The sequence below is a fragment of the Primorskyibacter sp. S187A genome, assembly GCF_049800955.1.
Lineage (GTDB): Bacteria > Pseudomonadota > Alphaproteobacteria > Rhodobacterales > Rhodobacteraceae > JAKVBH01.
The window spans coordinates 2,015,970-2,029,052 of record NZ_JBNAGA010000001.1 but is presented as its reverse complement, the minus strand read 5'-3'; the positions used below and the strand labels follow the sequence as shown (position 1 = coordinate 2,029,052).

Here is a 13,083-nt window from a genome sequence, read left to right as displayed (position 1 = left end):
TGGAGCGTTATGAGGCATGCCTGACGGTTTGAAACATACCAAAAAGGCGCAGACGCCTACCAATCTGCGCCTTTTGCTTCTCGTCGAACATGTGGCGGAAGCGGGTGAGCCCGTCTCCGCAGCCTCACTGGTCAAGTCACTCGATCTGCCCAAGCCAACCGTGCATCGTTTGCTGAGCACCGCAGAAGAGCAGGGCTATCTGCAACGGGATGTGGATGGCCGCTCCTATGGGCCCGGGCCGCGCCTGCGCAAGCTTGCGGCCAACACGCTCTCGTCCCAACGCGTGCGCACGGAGCGACTGGCGATCATGCGGGCGCTGTCGGAGGAAGTGGAAGAAACCTGCAATCTCGCCGCGCCGGGGCGGCAGGGAATGGTCTATCTGGACAGGGTCGAGACGCATTGGCCCCTGCGCATCCAACTGCCGAGGGGGACACAAGTCCCGTTTCACTGCACAGCCAGTGGCAAGATGTATCTCTCCACGATGCGGCCCGACCGGCTGGCGCGCTGGATGTCATCTTATGAGCTCACGCCGATGACGGATCACACCCTTGTGGATCCCGAGGCCCTGATGGCCGAACTGGAGGAGACGCGCAAACGTGGCTATTCCGTCGATTATCAGGAGTTCATGGATGACATGTGTGCGATCGCGGTGGCGATCCGTGACGACATGGGACGGTTGTTGACGACGCTGTCTGTCCACGCACCGGTCCAGCGCCATTCGGTTGACAGTCTCGTGGCTTATCTCGCGCCGCTTCAGCGGGCGGCTGACAAATTGGGCGAATTGATCGACTAGCGCCGCGCGGGCTCAGCTTTGCGGGAGGCCCTTCCAACGTGCATCCAGAGCTTCAAGCGCCTTGATGCGATCCGCCGTTTTGGGGTGGCTCATGAGCCAGGCGGGCATGGCCCCGGATCGCGCTTGCGTCAGGGCTTCGAGTTTTTCAAAGAGTGTGATCTGCGGGGCAATCCCGATCCCGGCCTTGGTCAGCAGGGCGGCGGCATAGGCATCCGCCTCGTATTCATCAGAGCGCGACAGCCGCGCCGCCAGAAGGCTCGCCAGAGCGTTGGCAATCCAGACGCCAATGCCCGGCAGGAAGCGCGACAGGACCATGGCCAGCGCCGTGCGCAGCGCGTTCTGGCCCGAAAAGTCGATCATGCGCCGCCGCGAATGCCCAAGCGCTACGTGGCCCAGCTCATGGGCAATGACAGAGGCCATTTCTTCGGCTGAGACCTCGCCCTGACGAAACTTGCGATAAAACCCGCGCGTGATGAAAATCCGCCCATCGGGTGCTGCCAGCCCGTTCACAGGGTCAATCTCGTAGATATGCACCCGGATCCGGTCCAGATCGAGCGAGGCGGCCATCCGGTCGGTCAGCTTGGCCAGAACCGGGTCCGCCAATTCCGTCGAGCGTGCATCAAGCTCGCGCTTGGTCCGCCAGACCGAAAAGCGGTACATCACGAGCGCATAGGCCACGGCCAGAAGGATAGGGGTGATCTTGATCATAAGTGGGATATGGGGCCGCCCGGGCCCCGGGGCAAGCGCTAGCCCGCGCCTTCACCAATTGTGATACGCGTGATCTGCGTGCCCCGACCAAAGACGCGCACCCAGATGTAATACTGCCGGTCGCCAGAGCGGATCTTCTGTCCTGCGCGAGCGTAGTAGCTGGGATCGGCCACGCAAACGCTGCCAAACGCCGCGCGCATGGCGGGATCATCAAACCAGACATCGCCCTGGTCCTGATCGTCCCGCTTGCCAAAGCGGTGGTAATTGGCCCTGTCCTGGCGGGCGATGGTGCAGATATCATTAAGGGGCGCGCCACGGGAATTGACTGCATCCTTTGGGCTCATGCTGGCGAAATACTCACCGAGCATAGTCTCGGCCCGCGCGCCCGTCGTGATAGCTGTGACTGTGAGCAGAGCAAGGCAGGTCAGGGCAGGGCGTCGGACTACGTGCATGGCGAAGGGCTTTCTGTTGAAATCTATGGCCCCAGGATAGGCGCCTCGCGCGTTGTGCGGCAAGGGCGATCAGCCCTTTGCCAGCGCTTTCATCCCACGCTCCAGCCCTTCAAGCGTCATGGGCACCATGGCGTCCTCGAATATCTCGCGGATCATGGAGATGGATTGGGTATACTCCCAGTGCCGTTCCGGGACCGGGTTGATCCACAGATGATTGGGCCATTGCGCGCGGGCGCGTTGCAGCCAGACGGAGCCTGCTTCGGGGTTCCAATGCTCATTGGCCCCGCCCGCAAAGGCGATCTCGTAGGGTGACATCGAGGCATCGCCCACAAAAATGCATTTGTAATCCGGCCCATAGGTGTTGAGCACCTCATGGGTCGGCGTCTGTTCCTGCCAGCGTCGGGCATTGTCGCGCCAGACGCCCTCATAGAGGCAATTGTGGAAGTAGTAGTATTCCAGATGCTTGAACTCGGCGCGCGCAGCAGAGAACAGCTCTTCCACGACCTTGATATGGTCATCCATCGATCCGCCCACATCGAGAAAGAGCAACACCTTGACCGCATTGCGCCGCTCGGGCCGCATCTGCACATCGAGATAGCCGTTCTCGGCGGTTTTGCGGATGGTGCCATCCAGATCAAGCTCATCGGCTGCCCCATCGCGGGCCCAGGCGCGCAGCCGCTTCATGGCGACCTTGATATTGCGCGTGCCCAATTCGACATCGCCGTCGAGGTTCTTGAATTCGCGCTTGTCCCAAACCTTGACCGCGCGGCGGTGGCGGCTCTCGTTCTGGCCGATGCGCACACCTTCGGGGTTGTAGCCATAAGCGCCAAAGGGGGAGGTGCCGCCGGTGCCAATCCATTTGCTGCCGCCCTGATGGCGACCTTTTTGTTCCTCAAGCCGTTTCCTGAGCGTTTCCATGAGCTTGTCGAAGCCGCCCAGAGCTTCGATCTCCGCCATTTCCTCCGGCGTAAGCATCTTCTCAGCCTGTTTGCGCAGCCACTCCTCAGGCAGGTCCATGGCATTCAGAACGTCATCGGCGGAGATATCCTCCAGCCCGCGAAACGTATGGGCAAAGGCCTGATCAAAGCGGTCGATATGGCGCTCGTCTTTGACCATGATGGTACGCGCCAGATAGTAGAACGCCTCGACATCATAGGTCGCCAGACCCGCGCGCATGCCCTCCAGAAACCCCAGATATTCGCGCAAGGACACCGGCACACCGGCCTTGCGCAGGGTTTCAAAGAAGGGAACAAACATCAGACCAGCACGCGGTGGACAACAAGCGTCGCGATTGTGCCCAACAGGCAGAAGGCCAGCCCGTAGCCCGCTGCATATTGCAGGATATCCGCGCGTGTGCCGCCGCGTTTCTTGGCTGTGTAGCCCCCGATCCCGGCTCCCAGGATCAACCCACCTATGACCAGCATGCCGCCTCTTTATGCTTGTGGCGGCCTGTCAGGTCTTCTCTGCGTCAGCCGCGCGCTTCCTTGAGCGGAGACAACCGTGTGATTTCGCGCATTTTCGCGCGCACAGCCCAATCCGCGCCGAAGCCGTAGCGTGCCCACCCCAGAGAGTCCATCCGCACGGCATTGGCTTCCGACACTCGCCCAGATAGGTCCAGCGCTTCAGCGCGCAAGAGCATCAATGTCGCGAGCAGGGCGGCATTTTCATATTGGGCCGCAGTGGCCTGTGCGGGGCCCACCAGCCGCAGGACTTCATCGGGACGATTCTCGGTCAGCGCGTAGGCTGCGAGTTGCGAGGCGACATAGGCCTGATGCAACTCGGTGCCGGGGGTCGCGCGGAAGTAGTCGCGCGCCATTTCGAACTGCGCCTTGCCGGAGCGCGGGTTGGTGGCTTGCAGAATGCGGCCCTTGGCATAATGCGCAAAGCCCGAGCGGTGATCGCGCCAGCCCATGGTCTGGGCGATGCTGAGCGCCTCGTCGGCGGCGCGTCTGCGCTCGCCAGGGCGCGAGCCCGGGCCCAGAGCCGCTTCAACGGCATCAATCCAGGAGCGGGGAGTTTTTCGGCTGCGCAAGGTGCCCCGCCCTTCGCCGCGCGGATTGAGCCGTGCGAGGATGGCTGGCAGACGGTTGGATACATCGCGCATCGACATGCCCGCCCGCAGCGCAGGGTCATAGGTGGCCCGCAGGATCAACATGTCAAACCCAGTCAGGACCGTGTGGACATTGTCATCGTTGAAGACGGAATCCGACAGGCGGTACAGGTCGTTCAACGGGCCAATGGATTGTGCGAGCTCTTCATGCAGGCAATCGCGCACCTCTTGAGGGCTGGAATCATTGGGCACGAAGATGGCCACGCGCTGACGCTCGGAGATATTGGCCCAGTTCAGCTTGGGCGAGCGCCGCATGCCGCGATATTCCGACAGCGAGCTGACATTGGGCACCACGAAACAGGCGGCCTGCGGCAGCAGACGACGGATGTCATCGCGGCTCACGGCCTGAATGGTCACGTTGGCCTGACGCGCCTCCTGTTGCAGCGATATGTCGATGCCTGCCTCGGTGCGGAAACGGTGCAGCAATCGGTTGAGATCACGGCCCAGCGAGGGCGGGGGGGCGCCTGTCACGCGCACTGAAATCGGTCCTTCAAAGCGCGAGAACCGCGACAAGGCCCGACCCGATTCAAGCCGGAAGGTCAAATCCATGAAATCGCGCGCGATATCGGAATTTGATTTGAAGGGCGCTGCCGGGCGCGGCGTAGAGAAGCTCTTCATCGGCGGCAGCGAGGTCTCGAAGCTGGCGGCGCGCGACGGCATGTCCCCGGGTGTCACCGGCATACAGGCACTCAGCATCAAATAGAATGGAAGCAGGATCCGGCGCATGGTCACTCAGGCTCTCTGATACTTGATGAAAGGGGTCAGCTGCGCCACGCGGTCATATAGAACCCGCGCGTCACTGTTGAACTCCTGAGTGAGCCAGTAGGTGCTGTCCGCGCCCATATCGTCCGCCGCCTTGTAGACGCGCTCGATAAGCGTCCGCCCGATCCCGCGACCGCGGCTTTCGGGGGAGGCATAAAGGTCCTGCAGATACAGGACCTTCCCGGGCTTCCAGCAATGATCATGCACGATCACATGCACGAGCCCCAATAAGGCGCCGTTCTCTTCCGCCACAAAACCGAACATGTCCGGCTTTGAAATATCCAGAAGTCGTGAAAAGGTCAGATCGAACTGTTGCGGCGGCAAAGCGGTGTCATAAAACGACAGATACCCGGTCCATAGATCACCCCATTGCACCCGGTCATCGGATGCCAAGGGTCGGACATGCACGTGGGGAGATCCCGCGTTCTGGGTCATGTGTTTATCTCTGCCTGCTCTCTCAGATGCCTTAAGACATCTTCAATGGCTTTGTCGCCTTTTGGGAAACTATGAGGCAGTTTTGTGTGCGTGTCAGCGATTTACGGCAGAGTTGTGTTTTGTGGATAAAACCGTTGCAATTCCGCCAAAATCAAGGGGTTGGCTTGTGGATAACACTCCACGTTGCACCAAATGTAGGGGCTGTCTTCGCGCGGTTGACGCAAGCTATTGTTTACGTCACCCCACGCCGGGAGCGCCGCCAAGGCCATTGGGTCTATGCCGCGTGCTTACGCAAATGGTGGCCAAGGCTCAGGTGATATGAGCTGCAACACGGCCGGTAACGCCCGTTTCGGCGGCCTCGGAAGTACGACACGCACCTTTTCTCTTCCTTATGATCGGCGGGCACACGATCCCATTGTTCGCCCCAAACTTAACCGTGCAAAACCTGGCCTCGGGCTTGCGGCTTTGAGTGCGGCCACCCCGATTGCTTTGGAAGCTACCTGATGGGCCGTTCGAAGAGTTTGCAAGCGTGGAAAGATGGTGCCTTTGTCTTCCTGCTGAACCGGAAAGAGGTGATTTTCATGTGGGCGCGTGTGCCTAAATGCGTTGATCTGCAGAGAGGATCTGCCCCTGTGCCGTTCCTGAATCTGGCTGGCATGACCACCATTGCGCTTAACGAAGCTTTTGCGGGCAAGAGCGGCCGCCATTTCGCGCGGCACAAGAAGGCTGCAGGCCGCATATAAGCCGCGCTGATATCAGGCGCCATGCGAACGCGCTGACACGCCCACGGCTTATACGCGGCCGCTATTCGCGAAGAGCCGCGTCACTGGGCGGTTCGGGCGGACCATCGGCGCCACAGGCGGCAAGGGTAAGCAAGGCCGTCACGATCATCCATTTCATGCCAATATCTCCGTCCAGCGGGCGATTTGCGTGCGCACCTGAGCTGGCGCCGTTCCGCCGTAGGAGGTGCGTGATGCCACGGAGTTGTGCACGCCCAGAACGGTAAAGACGTCCCCGGTGATCGCGTCATGGACCTCTTGCATCTCCGCAAGGCTCAGATCCGGCAAATCGCAGCCCTTGGCTTCTGCCTTGGCCACCAAGGTGCCTGTTACGTGATGCGCGTCGCGGAAGGGCATGCCCAGGACGCGGACCAGCCAATCTGCAAGATCGGTCGCGGTGGAAAAGCCGGTGCCCGCTGCCGCTTCCAGCGCGGAGACATTGGCGCTCAGATCGCGCACCATGCCCTCCATGGCCGCCAGGGCCAGCATGTAATTGTCGGCTGCATCAAAGAGCTGTTCCTTGTCCTCCTGCATGTCCTTCGAATAGGTCAGCGGCAGGCCCTTCATCACGGTCATCAAGGCAACATTGGCCCCGAAGATCCGCCCGATTTTGGCGCGGATCAGCTCTGCCGCATCGGGGTTTTTCTTCTGCGGCATGATCGAGGAGCCGGTGGAGAAGCGATCCGACAGGGTCACGAAGCGGAACTGCGCGGAGGACCAGATGACAAGTTCTTCTGACAAGCGCGACAGATGCATGGCCGAGATCGATGCGGCGGCCAGGTATTCCAGTGCGAAATCCCTGTCTGAGACGGCATCAAGCGAATTGGCCATGGGGCGATCAAAGCCAAGCGCTTGGGCGGTCATCTCCCGGTCAATCGGAAACGACGTGCCCGCGAGGGCCGCAGCACCCAGAGGGCTTTCGTTCATCCGCTTGCGCGCATCGGCAAAGCGCGCCCTGTCGCGGGCGAACATCTCCACATAGGCCATCATGTGATGGCCCCATGTGACGGGCTGGGCCACCTGAAGATGGGTAAAACCCGGCATGACCCAATCCGCACCGGCCTCTGCCTGCGCCAGAAGCGCCTGCATTAGCGCCTTGAGCGCGCCATCGACGGCGTCGCATTGGTCGCGCACCCAAAGGCGGAAATCCGTGGCCACCTGATCGTTGCGCGAGCGGCCCGTGTGCAGGCGTCCTGCCGCTTCGCCAATAATCTCGCGCAGCCGCGCTTCGACATTCATGTGAATGTCCTCCAGCGCGGTTGAGAAGGCAAAATCGCCCGTTTCAATCTCTGACAAGACCGTGAGCAGGCCTTCCCGCATGGCGTCTGCGTCGCTAGGTTCCACGATACCTGTGGCGGCCAACATGGCGGCATGGGCGCGCGAGCCTGCAATATCCTGCGCCGCCAATCGCTGGTCGAAGCCGATCGAGGCATTAATTGCCTCCATGATCGCATCCGGGCCTGCGGCGAAGCGGCCACCCCACATCTGATTGGAGGATTTGTCCGACATGAAACTGGTCCTGAGATCTCTGAGCTTGGCCTTCCTTTATCTGGGCCTTGCGGTGAGCGCAAATGCTGCGGATGTGACTGCGGCAAAAGCGGCCTTGTCCGGCGACATGTTGAAACTCCGGTTTCACGAAGTGCCCCAGACCACCGCTTTCGTCAGGTTTCAGGATTTTGACGGAAATCCTCTGTCGATGGCCGAGTATCAAGGTAAGCTCACGGTGGTGAATTTCTGGGCCACGTGGTGCGCACCGTGCCGCAAGGAAATGCCGCATCTGGCCGAGTTGCAAACGGAATTCGGCGGCGAGACCTTTGATGTCGTGACCATTGCCACGGGCCGCAACAACCCGGCTGCCATGGTGCGTTTCTTCGACCAGATCGGCGTCGAGAACCTGCCACTGCACCGTGACCCCAAAGGCAAGCTGGCGCAGTCACTTGGGGTGACGGGCCTGCCCACAACCGTCGTCTTTGACGCCGAGGGCAGGGAACTTGCTCGGATGGTGGGCGATGCGAACTGGGCCTCAGACAGTGCCAAGGCAATGATCCGCGCGCTCTTGCCCCAAGGCTAAAGTCTGCGCCCCTTCATCTTGCCAGATAAACTCCGGGGAAGACCCGGAGGGTCGGGGGCAGAGCCCCCAACCACTAGGGTATGGCCAGCAGGCCAACCCGCTTCAGACAAAATCGAAGCGTTTGTTGAGCGGCAACTCCCGCACGCGCTCCCCCGTCAGATCAAAGAGCGCATTGGCCAAAGCCGCAGGCGCAGGCGGCGTGCCGGGTTCTCCCGCGCCGCCCATGTGATCGTTGGTCTCCAGAATACGGACTTCAAACGCCGGCGTGTTGTGCATGCGCAAGGCGTCGTAGTCAGGGAAGTTGAGCTGATCGACCGCCCCATTGGTTAAGGTGATCTCCTCCGTCATCGCCGCTGACAGCCCATAGATCATCCCGCCAAACATCTGTGCCTCGATGATCGAGGGGTCCAGCGCCACGCCCATATCGCAGGCGATCCAGGCCTTGCTGAGCCGGATCAATCCGTCTTCCTCACGCACTTCCAGCACCTGCGCGACGGGCGTGCCGAAGCTATAAGTCATGGCCACACCGCGCCCAACGCCCTCCGGCGTTTGGCCGGTCCAGCCTGACATCTCGCGGACGGCATTCAACACCTCCCAGCTTGGACGGTGCTCGTCGCGGGCCAGCTCCATGCGAAACTCAAGCGGGTCGCGGCCCGCAGCATGGGCCATCTCATCCATGAAGCTTTCCATGAAGAATCCGTTGTAACTATTTCCAACGGCGCGCCAAAATCCGACTGGAACGTCTAGCGCGGCATGATGGCCCGCAATACGGAAGTTGGGAATGGCGTAGGGCTGATTGAACGCGCCTTCGACCAGAACCTTGTCCGGCCCGCCGGGCTCCATGCCCGTCGCCCGACCGATGGCCTGCTTGACGAGGGCCGCGGAAGAAATCCTGCCATTCAGAGTGACCGCCTTGCCATCTGACACAGCGCCCTTGAAGCGCGCCATCGCCATGGGGCGATAGAAGTCATGGGTCATGTCTTCTTCGCGTGACCATGTGACCTGCACGGGCGTGCCGGGCATGGCCATGGCGACTTTTGTGGCGATGAGAGAGAAGTCCATCTCGCCGCGCCGCCCGAATCCGCCACCCAGATAGGTTGTTTCGACCTCAACCTGATCGGAGCTCAGCCCCGCCAGTTCGGCACAACGGTCGCGTGTAAACGTCGGGGCCTGATTGGGCGCCCAGATATGCAGCCCGTCGGCATCAATGAGGGCCGTGGCCGTTTGCGGCTCCATCGTCGCATGGGCGAGATGGGGCACCATGTATTCCGCCTCGATCACCGTCGCGCCAGAGGGGGTGCGGCTCGCGTCCCCATCGTCGCGCATGGTCGAGTTGGGTTCGGTCTCAAAGCCTGCCCGGACGACATCGGCCATCTCTGCAACGCTGGCGGGCAGCGGGGACGGCCCCCACTCAACCTCAACCGCATCCAGTGCCTGCATGGCGATCCATGTGTTGTTGGCCACAACGGCATAGCCATCGCCCAGATCCACCACACGGTCGACCCCGGCGATCTCTTCGGCGGCGCGTGTGTCGAGGATCTTGGCGCTGCCGCCGAGATGCGGATTGCGGCGCACAGAGGTGAATTTCATGCCCGGAAGGCGCACATCGACGCCAAACTCAGCAGTTCCCGTGACCTTCTCGACCATGTCGACGCGGGGCATGGATCTGCCGAGGTACTTCCAATCGGAAGGATCGCGCAGCGTGATCCGGGGCGGGTCGATCGCTGCGGCTTCTGAGGCCAGCTCGGTATAGGGCAGGGCGGTGCCATCGGGCGCGACCACAGATCCGTTCTCCGTGCGCAACACGGCAACCGAGACGCCCAGCCGTTCTGCCGCAACCGCCTTCATCATTTCGCGCGCGGTGGCGCCGGCCACGCGCATCCGCTCAAAGCCATCTTTCATGGCCGTCGATCCGCCGGTGACTTGCAGATCGAAGAGCTTGCCGATGTCGCCCAGCACATCGCCCACGGCATGCTGCAGTTTTGACGCGTCATACCCCTTTCCGGGCAGGCCCTCGCCAATCATCGCCGAATTGTAATAGGCCTTCGCCGCAGGCCCGTGAATGACGCGAATGTCTTCCCAGGCGACATCCAGTTCTTCTGCGATGAGCGCGGCCAAAGTGGTCCGTGTGCCCTGGCCCATCTCGGCACGGGGCGCGACGAGGGTCACGCCCTCCTGATCGATCATCACGAAGGGGTTGAGCGCGCTTTCGCCCTCCGCTGGTTTGAGCGGATTAGGCGGCGTTTTTCGAATTTGATAGACGCCAAAGGCAACGCCACCGGTGATGGCAACGGCCCCAAACAGGAATGTCCGACGGGCGATTTTTCCAATACTGGCCATGTTTTACGCCTCCTCGTTGAGTGCGGCGGCTGCGGTTTTGATGGCGGCCCGGATGCGTGGGTAAGTGCCGCAACGGCACAGATTGCCCTGCATCGCCGCGTCAATATCGTCATCGCTGGGATTGGGGATTTCTGCGAGGAGGGCCGCGGCCTGCATGATCTGGCCGGACTGACAATAGCCGCATTGCGCCACCTGATGATCGACCCAGGCCTTCTGGATCACGGCCATATTCTCCGGCGTGCCCAGCCCTTCAATCGTCGTGACTTCACCCCAGACATCCACCAAAGCTACCTGACAGGAGCGAACGGCTTCGCCGTTGATCTGGACGGTGCATGCGCCACATGCTGCGACGCCGCAGCCAAACTTCGTGCCGGTCATGTTCAATTCATCGCGCAGCACCCACAGGAGAGGGACTTCCCCGGGCAGGTCGACCTCATGGGCCTGACCATTAACCGTCAGTGACGTAGACATTGCGCATTCCTCCAGACAGGTGAACCTTCGTTCCTGACATAAAATGCAATAAATGTCAGAGATGTCAAATAATGATGCGCCGATTGTTTGACAAAATCTGTATTTATTGTCAGAACGCCTTGAAGTACCGGAGGAAATACATCTTGACCGCGTCCGATGATCCGCGCGTCCTGACCATTTTACAGGCGGCGAGCCAAAGCTTTGGCCAATATGGATATCGCAAAACCTCCATGGAAGACATAGCACGCGCGGCCTCCATGTCGCGCCCGGCGCTCTACCAATTCTTTCCCAACAAAGAGGCCATTTTCCGGGCGCTCTGCATCCAGCTCTTTGCGGCCAAGACAGCTGCGTTGAGGCTGGCACTGGCGCAAACCGGGCGGACCACGGACGTGCTGCGCAGCGCGGTGCGCGCGGAGGCCCAAGAATTCATGGCGGTCGTTCTGGAATCGCCCCACGGGCAAGAGCTCATGGATGTGGGCCATGCTGTGGCCGCCGATATCGCGACCGGGGGCGAGGCCGAGATCGTCAATCTCTATGCTGCGTTTTTCGACCGGCACGGCGCATCAGATGCACCGCAACTGGCGCAAACCTTTCTGGAGGCCAAGGGCGGGCTCAAGGTTTCGGGACGGCCACGAGATGACTATATGGCGCATCTTGATCGCCTTGCCTTCGCCTTTGGCGCTCTCCTCGAGCGCCCGGCCTAGCTCTGCCGGCCCCCCTTGGCGCGCACGTGGCTTGAGGCGGGCAAGGTGGCAGGACTGTCCGGGCTACATCTGGCCGCCGGCAATCTCGATACATTGCCCATTGACCGAACGCGCCGCATCCGAGCAGAGCCAGCGCGCCGCACCTGCAATCTCGTCGACCTCAAGCATCGTGCGATGGCGGTTGGATTTGACAAGGAGTTGCCGCGCTTCGTCTTCGCTCATGCCGGTCTTTGCGGCGATATCGGCTGAATTGCGCGTGACAATCGGTGTCTCGACATAGCCCGGGCAGATTGCGTTGAACGTGTAGGGCGCGGCGATGTAATCCTCGCTGAGGCCGCGGGTCAGCCCAATCAGCCCGTGTTTGGACGCAGTATAAGCCGGCGCGCCGCGCAAGCCACGAACGCCCGCAATAGACGCCATCGTGATGACACGGCCCCACTCGGTTGTGCTCATGGTTTTCATGGCTTCGCGCAAGGTCAGGAAGGCGCCGTCGAGATTGGTGGCGAGGATCTTGCGCCAGAACGCCATGTCCATCTTGGCCAGTGTGCGGCCCTCGGCCAGCCCGGCATTGGCAACGACGATCTGAACAGGGCCATGCGCGGCGGTGGCCTCCGCGAAGCCTGAGACCACACTGTCTTCATTGGTCACATCCATGGCCAACGGATGGAGCCCCGGGGTTGCGACCTCTTCGAGAACCTCAATGCGTCGCCCCGTGATCGTGACGGTTGCCCCGTCCTCTGCCAGCCCGCGCGCGATGGCCAGCCCGATCCCCGTGCCGCCGCCTGTCACGACCGCGTGTTTGCCTGCCAAATGCATCCTGTATCCTCCCGTTTGGCCCAGATTTGTCCGCCCGCGACAGAATGGCAAGTGGGACAAGAGGGGGAGTTTGGGCAGGTTGCAGGCGAGACAAAGGTGCCCCGATGAAGTGGATCGACATTCCTCCCGTATGGCTTGCATGTTTTTTAGCCATTGCATTTGCGCAATCCCGCTATGCGTCAATGGGTCTGACCTTTCCGGGGCCGATCCCGGATTTTTTGGGCGGTGTGCTTGTTGGGGCAGGGCTTTTGCTGATCGCGCTGGCCGCATGGGAATTTCGCCGTAAACGGACGACAATCATCCCCCACAACACGCCATCAGCGCTTGTCACAAGCGGAATTTTCTCGCGCTCCCGCAACCCTATCTATCTGGCGGACATACTTATTTTTCTCGGCCTGATCCTGCGGTGGGATGCGGTGCTCTCGCTGCCGCTGGTGCCTGTGTTGCTTTGGATCATTGAGCGGCGTTTTGTCATTCCCGAAGAGAGCCGGATGCGCCGGGAATTTCGCGCGGATTTTGCGAGATATGAGCGCAAAGTGCGGCGCTGGTTGTGACGTAGCGGCAAGTGGTAGCGATAACAGCTTCCGCTGCCGACTTGTAAGATTATTGCGCGCGCTATAGTGCATCCGCAATGAAATGGGA

Annotated in this window: 14 protein-coding genes; 4 read left to right on the top strand and 10 right to left on the bottom strand. The window is 61.1% G+C overall.

What is annotated here, in order from left to right; translation table 11 throughout:
* The first annotated feature begins 16 nt into the window (after window positions 1-16).
* Window positions 17-793, top strand: coding sequence for an IclR family transcriptional regulator (locus ACP15S_RS10105; protein WP_425039447.1), 777 nt, complete (start codon window positions 17-19; stop codon window positions 791-793).
* A gap of 12 nt (window positions 794-805) precedes the next feature.
* Here ACP15S_RS10105 and ACP15S_RS10100 read toward each other — a convergent pair whose 3' ends face one another.
* The 7 genes from ACP15S_RS10100 to argH all read right to left on the bottom strand — a co-directional run bounded on the left by ACP15S_RS10100 (window position 806) and on the right by argH (window position 7,548).
* The gene (locus ACP15S_RS10100) at window positions 806-1,501 is read right to left on the bottom strand and encodes a M48 family metallopeptidase (protein ID WP_425039446.1); all 696 of its coding nucleotides are present in this window, start codon (window positions 1,499-1,501) and stop codon (window positions 806-808) included.
* Between the two features lie 38 nt (window positions 1,502-1,539).
* Window positions 1,540-1,953 (bottom strand): hypothetical protein, encoded by a 414-nt coding sequence (locus ACP15S_RS10095; RefSeq protein WP_425039445.1) that lies wholly within the window; start codon window positions 1,951-1,953, stop codon window positions 1,540-1,542.
* A gap of 69 nt (window positions 1,954-2,022) precedes the next feature.
* The gene (locus ACP15S_RS10090) at window positions 2,023-3,210 is read right to left on the bottom strand and encodes a vWA domain-containing protein (protein WP_425039444.1); all 1,188 of its coding nucleotides are present in this window, start codon (window positions 3,208-3,210) and stop codon (window positions 2,023-2,025) included.
* Window positions 3,210-3,377: an apolipoprotein acyltransferase gene (locus ACP15S_RS10085; protein WP_425039443.1), complete on the bottom strand. Its 168-nt coding sequence runs from the start codon at window positions 3,375-3,377 to the stop codon at window positions 3,210-3,212. Before ACP15S_RS10085 ends, ACP15S_RS10090 begins: the two co-directional genes overlap by 1 nt.
* A 44-nt stretch (window positions 3,378-3,421) precedes the next feature.
* Window positions 3,422-4,744, bottom strand: coding sequence for a DUF2927 domain-containing protein (locus tag ACP15S_RS10080; protein ID WP_425039442.1), 1,323 nt, complete (start codon window positions 4,742-4,744; stop codon window positions 3,422-3,424).
* Window positions 4,745-4,795: 51 nt separating this feature from the next.
* Window positions 4,796-5,260 (bottom strand): N-acetyltransferase family protein, encoded by a 465-nt coding sequence (locus ACP15S_RS10075; RefSeq protein WP_425039441.1) that lies wholly within the window; start codon window positions 5,258-5,260, stop codon window positions 4,796-4,798.
* Between the two features lie 896 nt (window positions 5,261-6,156).
* On the bottom strand, window positions 6,157-7,548 hold the full coding sequence (gene argH / locus ACP15S_RS10070; RefSeq protein WP_425039440.1) for an argininosuccinate lyase: 1,392 nt from the start codon (window positions 7,546-7,548) through the stop codon (window positions 6,157-6,159).
* Here argH and ACP15S_RS10065 point away from each other — a divergent pair.
* Complete coding sequence (locus ACP15S_RS10065) at window positions 7,547-8,110, top strand: TlpA family protein disulfide reductase (protein ID WP_425039439.1); 564 nt, start codon at window positions 7,547-7,549, stop codon at window positions 8,108-8,110. The genes argH and ACP15S_RS10065 overlap by 2 nt on opposite strands.
* A gap of 102 nt (window positions 8,111-8,212) precedes the next feature.
* On the opposite strand, the gene ACP15S_RS10060 is transcribed toward ACP15S_RS10065, so the two are convergent.
* Window positions 8,213-10,450, bottom strand: coding sequence for a molybdopterin cofactor-binding domain-containing protein (locus tag ACP15S_RS10060; RefSeq protein ID WP_425039438.1), 2,238 nt, complete (start codon window positions 10,448-10,450; stop codon window positions 8,213-8,215).
* 3 nt (window positions 10,451-10,453) lie between these two features.
* Window positions 10,454-10,921, bottom strand: a complete 468-nt coding sequence (locus ACP15S_RS10055; RefSeq protein WP_425039437.1) for a (2Fe-2S)-binding protein — start codon at window positions 10,919-10,921, stop codon at window positions 10,454-10,456.
* A 143-nt stretch (window positions 10,922-11,064) separates the two neighbouring features.
* Between ACP15S_RS10055 and ACP15S_RS10050 the strand changes: the two genes are divergently transcribed.
* The gene (locus ACP15S_RS10050) at window positions 11,065-11,625 is read left to right on the top strand and encodes a TetR/AcrR family transcriptional regulator (protein WP_425039436.1); all 561 of its coding nucleotides are present in this window, start codon (window positions 11,065-11,067) and stop codon (window positions 11,623-11,625) included.
* A gap of 63 nt (window positions 11,626-11,688) precedes the next feature.
* Here ACP15S_RS10050 and ACP15S_RS10045 read toward each other — a convergent pair whose 3' ends face one another.
* Complete coding sequence (locus ACP15S_RS10045) at window positions 11,689-12,441, bottom strand: SDR family NAD(P)-dependent oxidoreductase (protein ID WP_425039435.1); 753 nt, start codon at window positions 12,439-12,441, stop codon at window positions 11,689-11,691.
* A 104-nt stretch (window positions 12,442-12,545) separates the two neighbouring features.
* Between ACP15S_RS10045 and ACP15S_RS10040 the strand changes: the two genes are divergently transcribed.
* On the top strand, window positions 12,546-12,995 hold the full coding sequence (locus tag ACP15S_RS10040) for a methyltransferase family protein (RefSeq protein WP_425039434.1): 450 nt from the start codon (window positions 12,546-12,548) through the stop codon (window positions 12,993-12,995).
* Window positions 12,996-13,083: the final 88 nt, after the last annotated feature.

Excerpts from the sequence above, each read along its gene's own strand:
- ACP15S_RS10105 (WP_425039447.1), top strand. The coding sequence starts at position 17 with ATGCCTGACGGTTTGAAACATACCAAAAAGGCGCAGACGCCTACCAAT.
- ACP15S_RS10100 (WP_425039446.1), bottom strand. The coding sequence starts at position 1,501 with ATGATCAAGATCACCCCTATCCTTCTGGCCGTGGCCTATGCGCTCGTG.
- ACP15S_RS10095 (WP_425039445.1), bottom strand. The coding sequence starts at position 1,953 with ATGCACGTAGTCCGACGCCCTGCCCTGACCTGCCTTGCTCTGCTCACA.
- ACP15S_RS10090 (WP_425039444.1), bottom strand. The coding sequence starts at position 3,210 with ATGTTTGTTCCCTTCTTTGAAACCCTGCGCAAGGCCGGTGTGCCGGTG.
- ACP15S_RS10085 (WP_425039443.1), bottom strand. The coding sequence starts at position 3,377 with ATGCTGGTCATAGGTGGGTTGATCCTGGGAGCCGGGATCGGGGGCTAC.
- ACP15S_RS10080 (WP_425039442.1), bottom strand. The coding sequence starts at position 4,744 with ATGCCGGTGACACCCGGGGACATGCCGTCGCGCGCCGCCAGCTTCGAG.
- ACP15S_RS10075 (WP_425039441.1), bottom strand. The coding sequence starts at position 5,260 with ATGACCCAGAACGCGGGATCTCCCCACGTGCATGTCCGACCCTTGGCA.
- ACP15S_RS10065 (WP_425039439.1), top strand. The coding sequence starts at position 7,547 with ATGAAACTGGTCCTGAGATCTCTGAGCTTGGCCTTCCTTTATCTGGGC.
- argH (WP_425039440.1), bottom strand. The coding sequence starts at position 7,548 with ATGTCGGACAAATCCTCCAATCAGATGTGGGGTGGCCGCTTCGCCGCA.
- ACP15S_RS10060 (WP_425039438.1), bottom strand. The coding sequence starts at position 10,450 with ATGGCCAGTATTGGAAAAATCGCCCGTCGGACATTCCTGTTTGGGGCC.
- ACP15S_RS10055 (WP_425039437.1), bottom strand. The coding sequence starts at position 10,921 with ATGTCTACGTCACTGACGGTTAATGGTCAGGCCCATGAGGTCGACCTG.
- ACP15S_RS10045 (WP_425039435.1), bottom strand. The coding sequence starts at position 12,441 with ATGCATTTGGCAGGCAAACACGCGGTCGTGACAGGCGGCGGCACGGGG.
- ACP15S_RS10040 (WP_425039434.1), top strand. The coding sequence starts at position 12,546 with ATGAAGTGGATCGACATTCCTCCCGTATGGCTTGCATGTTTTTTAGCC.